At 45.4% G+C, this 8,409-nt stretch carries 5 protein-coding genes and 1 pseudogene; all 6 read left to right on the plus strand.

The window, feature by feature from the left end; genetic code table 11:
• A pseudogene (locus tag ABUA47_RS08060) lies at window positions 1-376 on the plus strand (prephenate dehydratase); the annotation flags it as partial.
• Window positions 351-1,532: a pyridoxal phosphate-dependent aminotransferase gene (locus ABUA47_RS08065; RefSeq protein ID WP_022401362.1), complete on the plus strand. Its 1,182-nt coding sequence runs from the start codon at window positions 351-353 to the stop codon at window positions 1,530-1,532. The pseudogene ABUA47_RS08060 and the gene ABUA47_RS08065, both read left to right, overlap by 26 nt.
• A 215-nt stretch (window positions 1,533-1,747) precedes the next feature.
• On the plus strand, window positions 1,748-2,815 hold the full coding sequence (locus ABUA47_RS08070) for a bifunctional 3-deoxy-7-phosphoheptulonate synthase/chorismate mutase type II (protein WP_005829998.1): 1,068 nt from the start codon (window positions 1,748-1,750) through the stop codon (window positions 2,813-2,815).
• 17 nt (window positions 2,816-2,832) lie between these two features.
• Window positions 2,833-3,606 carry a prephenate dehydrogenase gene (locus ABUA47_RS08075; RefSeq protein WP_005829995.1) on the plus strand — a complete coding sequence of 258 codons (774 nt, stop codon included), beginning with the start codon at window positions 2,833-2,835 and terminating at the stop codon, window positions 3,604-3,606.
• 492 nt (window positions 3,607-4,098) lie between these two features.
• Window positions 4,099-7,203 (plus strand): response regulator, encoded by a 3,105-nt coding sequence (locus ABUA47_RS08080; protein WP_022401361.1) that lies wholly within the window; start codon window positions 4,099-4,101, stop codon window positions 7,201-7,203.
• Between the two features lie 84 nt (window positions 7,204-7,287).
• The coding region (dnaG, locus tag ABUA47_RS08085; RefSeq protein WP_349831514.1) for a DNA primase at window positions 7,288-8,409 on the plus strand (1,122 nt) is incomplete at its 3' end.

Raw genomic sequence — 8,409 nt, forward strand, 5'->3', positions numbered from 1 at the left:
CATGAAGGTCCTGCAGGAAGGTATCGAAACCAACAAACATAACTTCACCCGTTTCCTGGTCGTAGCCGACCCTTGGCAAGTAGATGAACTGAACCGGCATCGCAGCAAGGACGTCAACAAGGCAAGCATGGTATTCACACTTCCCCATACTGAAGGAAGCCTTTCCCAGGTATTGTCTATTTTGTCTTTCTACCGCATCAACCTGACCAAGATACAATCACTGCCCATCATCGGGCGTGAATGGGAATACCAGTTTTACGTAGATGTCGTCTTCGACAATGTACTGAGATATAAACAATCCATTGCGGCCATCACACCGCTGACCAAAGAACTGAAAATATTAGGAGAATATGAAGATGGAAAATCAAACGTGTAGAATAAAGCCTGCCGACCGCCTGGCAAGCGTAAGCGAATACTACTTCTCGAAGAAGCTGAAAGAAGTGGCACAAATGAATGCCGAAGGAATGGATGTCATCAGCCTGGGAATCGGAAGCCCCGACATGCCGCCTTCCGAAAAGACAATCCGGACACTTTGCGAAGCTGCCTGCAATCCGGACGGACATGGTTACATGCCCTACGTAGGTATCCCCGAACTGCGCCGCGGTTTTGCGGACTGGTACAAAAAATGGTACGGTGTAGCATTGAATCCCAACACAGAGATACAACCGCTCATCGGCTCCAAAGAAGGCATCCTGCACGTGACGCTGGCCTTTGTCAACCCCGGTGAACAAGTATTGGTTCCCAATCCCGGCTATCCCACCTATACTTCATTAAGCAAGATTCTGGGTGCCGAGGTCGTGAACTATAACTTGAAAGAAGAAAACGGCTGGATGCCCGACTTCGACGAGCTGGAACGGATGGACATGAGCCGTGTAAAACTGATGTGGACCAACTATCCCAATATGCCCACCGGGGCGAACGCAACACCGGAACTGTACCGGAAACTGGTGGACTTCGCACGCCGCAAGGACATCGTCATCGTAAACGACAACCCCTACAGTTTCATCCTGAACGAACATCCCATCAGCATCCTCAGCATTCCGGGTGCCAAAGAGTGCTGCATAGAATTCAATTCCATGAGCAAAAGCCACAACATGCCGGGATGGCGTATCGGCATGCTTGCCTCGAATGCCGACTTCGTGCAATGGATATTGAAAGTAAAGAGCAACATCGACAGCGGTATGTTCCGTGCCATGCAACTGGCAGCCGCCACTGCCCTGGAAGCAGAGCAAGACTGGTATGACGGCAACAACGCGAATTACCGCAACCGCCGTCAGTTGGCAGGAGAAATCATGCATACCCTGGGTTGCACCTACGACGAAAACCAGGTAGGCATGTTCCTCTGGGGCAAGATACCCGACAGCTGTACAGACGTGGAAGAACTGACTGAACACGTGCTGCATAAAGCCAGAGTGTTCATTACTCCCGGATTTATCTTCGGAAGTAACGGGAAACGGTATATCCGCATCTCCCTCTGCTGTAAGGACAATAAACTGGCAGAAGCATTGAAGCGTATCAAGGACATGAAATAAATGCTTACAAGTAAGAGATGAACACCCTAAAGCCGGAATCCCGTTTACTAAAACTCCACCGGAGATTTACTAAAACGGGAGGAACGATTTAGTAAATCTTCTCCGACGTTTTACTAAATCTCCGGGACCTTGCTCAGAAGGTCTTCTGAAAGGGGGGGAAACGTCACAAGGAAGAAAAAGCATAATTAAAGAATATTATTAAACAAATAAAGAATATGGAACTCGAATTAGAACCTATCACATTACCTGGTGTTGAAGACAAACGCCCTATGGTAATAGCCGGCCCCTGCAGTGCCGAAACCGAAGAACAAGTAATGAGCACCGCCAAACAATTGGCAGACAAAGGCCTCAAGCTATTCCGTGCCGGCATCTGGAAACCGCGCACCAAACCGGGCGGCTTCGAAGGAGTAGGCGTAGACGGCCTTGCATGGCTGAAGGAGGTAAAGAAAGAAACCGGCATGTACGTTTCAACAGAAGTTGCTACCGCCAAACATGTATACGAATGCCTGAAAGCCGGAATTGACCTTCTTTGGGTAGGTGCACGTACCACCGCCAATCCTTTCGCCGTACAGGAAATTGCCGATGCACTGAAAGGCGTAGATATCCCGGTACTGGTGAAGAATCCGGTAAATCCTGACCTGGAGCTGTGGATTGGAGCTTTGGAACGTATCAACAATGCAGGCTTGAAACGCCTGGGTGCCATCCACCGCGGATTCAGCAGCTATGACAAAAAGCTCTACCGTAACTTGCCCCAATGGCATATCCCCATTGAGCTGCGCCGCCGAATTCCCAACCTTCCTATTATCTGTGACCCCAGCCACATAGGTGGAAAGCGCGAACTGGTTGCTCCACTCTGCCAGCAAGCTATGGATTTGGGCTTCAACGGACTGATTATCGAGAGCCACTGCAACCCGGACTGTGCCTGGAGCGATGCAGCCCAGCAAGTCACCCCGGATGTGCTGGATTACATCCTCAACCTGCTGGTCATCCGCAAGGAAACACAAAGCACCGAGAACCTCAGCGAATTGCGCAAGCAGATAGACGAATGCGACAACAATCTTATTCAGGAGCTGGCCAAACGGATGCGTGTGGCACGTGAAATCGGTACATACAAAAAAGAGCATGACATGACCATCCTGCAAACCGGACGCTACAACGAAATCCTCGAGAAACGCGGCTCGCAAGGCGCATTGTGTGGCATGGATGCTGAATTCATCAAAAAGGTATTTGAGGCGATACACGAAGAGAGTGTAAGACAGCAGATGGAAATTATAAATAAGTAATTGGCACATTAAACATCATGAGAATATTAATACTTGGAGCCGGGAAAATGGGCTCTTTCTTCACAGACATCCTGAGTTTCCAGCATGAGACGGCTGTGTTCGACGTCAATCCGCACCAACTGCGTTTTGTCTACAACACCTACCGCTTCACCACACTGGAAGAAATCAAGGACTTCGAGCCGGAGCTGGTCATCAATGCCGTTACGGTGAAATACACGCTGGACGCTTTCCGCCAAGTGCTGCCTGTACTGCCCAAAGACTGCATTATCAGCGACATCGCTTCGGTAAAGACCGGATTGAAGAAATTCTACGATGAAAGCGGCTTCCGCTACGTGTCGACGCATCCTATGTTCGGTCCCACTTTTGCCAGCCTCAACAATCTGAATACGGAGAATGCCATCATCATCAGCGAAGGCGACCACTTGGGGAAAATCTTCTTCAAGGACCTCTACCAGACCATGAAGCTGAACATCTTTGAATATACCTTCGACGAGCATGATGAGACTGTGGCATACTCCTTATCCATTCCGTTTGTATCCACTTTCGTGTTTGCAGCGGTAATGAAACACCAGGAAGCTCCGGGCACCACCTTCAAAAAGCACATGGCCATTGCCAAAGGCCTGCTGAGTGAAGACGACTACCTGCTCCAGGAAATTCTCTTCAATCCGCGCACCCCCTCACAAGTGGAGAACATCCGCCTGGAACTGAAGAACCTGCTGGAAATCATCAGCAATAAGGATGCAGAAGGCATGAAGAAGTATCTGACTAAAATCAGGGAAAAGATTAGATAAACAATCAACAAGTGTGTGCCTCGATGCCAAGGTACACACTTTTATCCCAACTAAACACCCCGGATGAAAAAGACAGTCACCACCTCAGGCTATCCGTCGAAGTAGCCCTTTGAAGAGGTGCATGAATCACCGGAAATCCTAACAGTTGACACTAAAAGACAAAAAAATGTCTCCGGTACCATTTTCAAAAGCGGGTGCAAAAATATCACTTTTTTCAAGATGAAAATATCCTTTTTATCTTTTTATTACAATCTGCCAACTTCCTTTTCTATCTCCTCTCACCCTTGTACTCACTTGCTAGACAACACAAAACAGATATATAAAATAATAATTACATTAAACTTCCAGTGTATAGAATAAAAAGACGCCGTTAATTATTTTTAATTTTAGCAACTATATTTTACGATTAAAATACATTTGTATTATTTTTGTATAAATAACACGTGGCAATTAAATTGCCATTAGACAATATACTACTTGAAAAATCAGGTTATGAAAATTTTTCTAGATAAAAGATGCATAATCAATTTATGTTTCCTTTTTTTATATTTAAGTTCGGCTTTTGCCACAGCAACCATAGTCGGCAAACACCGCAGATTACTTATTATAAACTCGTACAATGAAAGCGCACCCTGGAGCCAAGAACTTATAACTCCCATCCTGCTGCAAACATCTCCTATAGAGGACATCACAGCCGATGTAGTACACATGAACGGGACGTTCATTCGTAATGACTCATTGTATATCCGGATGGAGAATGGCATTTTCGAACGTTTCCAGGATAAGAAACCCGATTATCTTGTACTTCTCGGCAACATGGCTTTTACTTTAAGGGAACGTATTTTGAGTGAGTGGGGAAATATTCCAATAGTATTGATCGGCAACGAAGACACGTATGCTCCACGGGAATATTATTTCACCGGACGTCCTATACACATTTCCAATGCCATCACATCTCCTCTGGTTGACCTGCAGCCGCAATACAACTTTACTTTTATCGAAACGCCGTATATGTACAAAGAGACCATCGACATGATGGTACAGATGCTGCCAAAAATGAAAACGATTGTATTCGCAGCAGATGAACTCTATCATAACCAAGACTTGGACCGGCTTATTCATGCCTATATAACGTCAAAGTATCCAAACCTCCACTATGAACGCTTAATAGGTAATGAAAGAAACCAAAACGAATTACAGGCATATCTGCTAAATGATGAACCGGAGACGGGTATGCTATTTTCCACATGGTTTTACGAGCGTAAGAATCTACTCGGTTTTCCTACACTCATCAGTGGAGACTTTCAGTTAGTTGCATCATCGCCTCAACCCGTATTTGCATTAAGGAATGCCTATGTGGGTAAAGAGGGGTTTGCGGGAGGATATTTCTATGACCGCATGGAAGTGCAAAACGCGCTTTCTTCAGCCCTCAAACAGATATTTGCAGGAGAGGATGCACGGAATATCCCATTTACATATAGCAAGAAATCCTATCCCTTCATCAACTACCAGCAACTGCAGATGGACGGTCTGGACACCACACTCTGTCCTAAAGACTCGGTATTCATCAATAAACCGCTTACATTCTGGCAGAAGTATCAATGGTGGATTATTTGCGGAGTAGTGTTGATACTCTCACTACTTATCATAGCTTTAGTCATTTACCGGTTCCAGCAAAAGAAAATCACCTTGCTAAGTGCCCATGATACCCTTTTACGTAATATGCCGATATCTTATACTCAAATAGAGGTTTTCTTCGACAAAACGGGACAGATAGCAGATATGAGCTATCGATGCGGCAATATTATTTTCAACGACCAGTTTACGCCAACTACCGATGGTTCACAAAAAAATGCCTTCTCCCAAATAGAGCACCTGACACATTTCATGGAAATGGTATTCCAAGAAAAGCAAACGGTAACATTTACTCATTACTTCAAACAAACAAACAGCTTTTACGAATTCATTCTTTGCCCGGCATCCCAAAAACACACTTTGGATGTCTTTGCCGTAGATATTACAGCGCGCAAAGATGCCGAAAACACATTGCGAGAGATTAATAAAAAACTGGAAATGACATTGGGCATAGCACGCATCATACCATGGCGCTGGGATTTAAAGGAGGGTCTGATTTATTGCGAAGCACAAAAGATATTAGACCACATGAACTTTACAAAGGAGAAGAACTCTACAGTCCAAGTAGATATTATCAAGGCGTCAGAATATTTCCGAAAGATACACCCGGAAGACTTCGAACGTATGCACCATGTACATGAAAATCTCATTTCAGGCAAGTTGCAGCATATCAAAGAAGAATATCGTATCATCACCGAAGTAGAAGGGCGAAAAATAACAGATTGGATGGAAACCAACGCAGTAATTGACCAGCGCGACAAGAACGGCTATCCAATATCGCTTGTCGGCTCCCTTTTACTGATAACAGAACGCAAGAGGCAAGAAGAAGCGCTTATCCGAGCACGAGAAAAAGCCCAAGAATCCGACCGGCTGAAATCTGCATTTCTAGCCAATATGAGCCACGAGATACGTACCCCCTTGAATGCCATCGTAGGATTCTCCAGCCTGCTGACTGCAACCGAAAACGAAACCGAACGCAAAGAGTTCATCAGTATCATAGAAACCAACAACCAGTTGCTATTGCAACTGGTAAGTGACATCCTGGATCTTTCAAAAATAGAAGCAAATACACTGGAATTCAATTATCAGAATGTCGACTTAAATCAGTTGGCAAAAGATGTGGAAAACACTGTACGAGGCAGACTGCAAACAGGTGTTGCCCTACAATTCGTTCCTGAAGTACCAGTTTGTTATGTACAGACAGAACATAACCGTCTCTCTCAAGTCCTCATCAACCTGCTGGTCAACGCTGCAAAATTCACAGAGAAAGGTGAGATTATGTTTGGATACAAAATCCGTGGAGAAGAACTCTATTTCTACGTAAAAGATACGGGCATAGGCATATCACTAGAGAATCAGAAGAAAATATTTGAACGGTTTACCAAAGTAAACACCTTTATACAAGGAACGGGATTAGGGCTCTCAATATGCAAAAACATTGTCACAAAAATGAAAGGACGCATCGGAGTAGAATCCGAAGGAGAAGGTAAAGGAAGTACTTTCTGGTTTACAATACCTTATAAACCGAAAGAGGCCCAAAAGGAAAATAATCTAACTTTAATGCCTCTTCTGAACGAGAGAAGCAAGGAAAAGCCTATAATCCTGATAGCAGAGGACAACGAAAGCAACTATATGCTGTTCAAGTCTATCCTACAGAAAGATTATGAGTTGGTTCATGCTTGGGATGGGGAGGAAGCCGTGGAACTCCATCAGAAGTTTCATCCGCATGTGGTCATCATGGACATCAATATGCCTAAAATGGATGGATATGAAGCTACTCGCGAAATACGTAAAGTATCCAAAACGGTACCTATCATTGCAGTAACGGCATACTCCTTTGCTTCGGACAAAGAAAAGATTATGCAGAATGGCTTTAACGGATATATGTCCAAGCCGGTTGACATACAAAGATTGAAAGAAAAACTCGACTATACAATCCACGGGAATTTTATGATGATGTAGAGTTCCGGTCTGCTCTTTCCTATATGATATTTTTTGATTATCCAAGAAATATCATGTACTTTTGCACAAGTTAGAAAAGAGACAATGATAGACCAACCCACCATAGACCGCATACTTGATGCCGCACAGATATACGATGTCGTATCAGACTTTGTCACCCTGCGCAAACGCGGTGTGAACTATGTAGGTCTGTGCCCTTTCCACGATGACAAAACCCCTTCCTTCTATGTATCCCCCGCCAAAGGGCTCTGCAAGTGTTTTGCCTGCGGAAAAGGAGGAAATGCAGTGCATTTCATCATGGAGCACGAACAGATGTCTTATCCCGAGGCGCTGAAATATCTCGCAAAAAAATACGGCATTGAAATCAAAGAACGCGAACTATCCAGCGAGGAGAAGATAGCACAGGGTGAACGGGAAAGCCTCTTCATTGTGAACAACTTTGCCCGTGACTACTTCCAGAATATCCTAAAGAACCACGTAGACGGACGGAGTATCGGCATGGCCTATTTCCGCAGCCGCGGCTTCCGGGATGACATCATCGAGAAGTTCCAGTTGGGCTATTGTACCGAGAGCCACGATGCCCTTGCCCAGGAAGCTTTGAAGAAAGGCTATAAAAAGGATTATCTTGTCAAGACCGGCCTCTGCTACGAGACGGACGACCACCGACTGCGAGACCGCTTCTGGGGGCGCGTCATCTTTCCGGTACACACTCTCTCCGGCAAGGTGGTGGCTTTTGGGGGACGTGTGCTTGCCGGCGCCACCAAAGGCGTCAAGGTGAAGTACGTCAACTCGCCTGAATCGGAGATTTACCATAAAAGCAATGAACTGTACGGCATATATTTTGCCAAACAAGCCATTGTGAAACAAGACCGTTGTTTTCTGGTCGAAGGTTATACAGACGTCATTTCCATGCACCAATCGGGCATAGAGAATGTGGTTGCCTCTTCGGGCACAGCATTGACATCCGGACAAATCCGGATGATTCATCGTTTCACCAACAATATGACAGTGCTCTACGACGGTGACGCTGCCGGTATAAAGGCCTCTATCCGAGGTATTGATATGTTGCTGGAAGAAGGCATGAACGTCAAAGTCTGCCTCCTGCCCGATGGTGACGACCCGGACTCCTTTGCACGCAAACACAATGCGACGGAGTTCCAGGCCTTCATACAAGAGAATGAAACGGACTTTATCCGCTTCAAAACC

The organism is Bacteroides sp. RTP31139st1_H2_RTP31139_211217, assembly GCF_040227615.1.
GTDB lineage: Bacteria > Bacteroidota > Bacteroidia > Bacteroidales > Bacteroidaceae > Bacteroides > Bacteroides uniformis.